Annotated in this window: 1 protein-coding gene; it reads left to right on the plus strand. The window is 47.3% G+C overall.

What is annotated here, in order from left to right; all coding sequences use genetic code 11:
* On the plus strand, positions 1–1,638 hold a 1,638-nt coding region (locus tag F6K38_RS34620; protein ID WP_287359641.1), incomplete at both ends, for an AMIN domain-containing protein.

The raw sequence follows: 1,638 nt of genomic DNA on the forward strand, positions 1-1,638 counted from the left end.
CCAGCAGGGGAGTGAACTGGAACTGAAACTTGAGACAAAAGGGGGCAATGAGCGTCCACAGATTTTTGCTGTTAACCAAGGCAATGTTTTGGTAGCTGATCTGGTTAATACCCAGCTGAGTTTGCCCAAAGGGACTAACTTCCGTGAAACTAACCCCCTACCCAATATCAGTGCGGTTGCAGTTAAGGAACTAGATGACAACCGGGTCAGGGTGACAATTCGAGGCACTGACAAACTGCCAATAAGTTCACTGATCCAAAGGGACGCTCAGGGAATTACCTTAGGCATTGACACCACTACTGAGAATCAGGGGATATTATCTATCCAAGACTCATCGGTGATGAAGCTGGCTCAAGTTCCTAATCCTCAATTTCCTAATACAGAAACTAATACTGAAACGGAACAGATGGAGAAACCAGCGGAACTTTCTGAACCAGAACCAGAGACAGAGGCTAACCCCTCAGAAACTCCTGAACCTCCAGAAATCGTGGCTCCTGAACCAGATGTGCTGGTACCTGAGCCAGAAATTATTATTGATGGGATACCGGCAGCTCCAGCTAATGCGGTGCAACCGATTGCGCCAGCGCCCCCCTTCTTACCTAGAGCAGTAGCACCACCAGTAGGGGATATTGCAGTTTCCAATATTAATGCTGCTGCTAGCACTATAGATCTTGGCACAGCAATTCTAGTGCCCCGTTTAGTATTACGAGAAGCACCGATTCGAGAAGTGTTGTCTCTGTTGGCTCGTTCTGCTGGACTCAATCTGGCCTTTGCTGAGTCAGATGAAGACTCGGGTGTAGCACAGTTCACCATTTCTATTGATTTAGAAAACGAACCCGTCCAAGATGCTTTCAACTATATTCTTCAGCTGTCTGGTCTTCAGGCTAACCGTCGGGGAAGCACAATTTTTGTTGGGGCCAAACTCCCTCAAGCCGCTCGTAATTTAATTAGTCGTACTCTACGGCTCAATCAAGCCAGTGCCCAAGGGGCTGCTACTTTCTTAGCCACTCAGGGAGCAGAAGTGCAACAGGTAGTAAGCGAGACCGAAGAAATCATCGATCCTGAAACCCAACGAGTGGTGCGACAAATCCAACGAGCCCCAGAAATTCAACCAGTTACCGCTGAGCGGGAAGACGGTAGCCAAGGGGCACTGTTGCTGGAGGGATTAGCAGTATCTACGGATGAGCGACTTAATTCTATATCTCTGGTAGGTGAGCCCAGGCAAATTGAAATTGCGACCTCTTTACTCAAACAGTTGGATGCTCGTCGCCGTCAAGTGGCAGTAAATGTCAAGATTATTGATGTTAACCTGGCTGGAACGGATGCTTATAATGCCAGTTTCTCCTTTGGGATTAATGATACCTTTGTAGTCAGTGATGGCGGAGCCGCAGCAGTTAATTTCGGCAGGGTTAATCCCCCCAGTAGAGATGATGTAATTAGTGGTCAGTTTCCTAATATTGAGCCATTTGATTTTCGTGCTGTAGACGGAGACGGTGATATATTCTTCGATAGACAAAATGCTCCCTTTGATAACGTGATTGAGGGTTTCAATGAAACCGCTGGTACTCCATCACTCTTCGCACGTCCTGGTTTTGGTCGAAATAATAATCCATTCCAGCCAGGTGTGACGGATGTCCA

It is taken from the genome of Moorena sp. SIO3B2 (genome assembly GCF_010692525.1).
GTDB lineage: Bacteria > Cyanobacteriota > Cyanobacteriia > Cyanobacteriales > Coleofasciculaceae > Moorena > Moorena producens.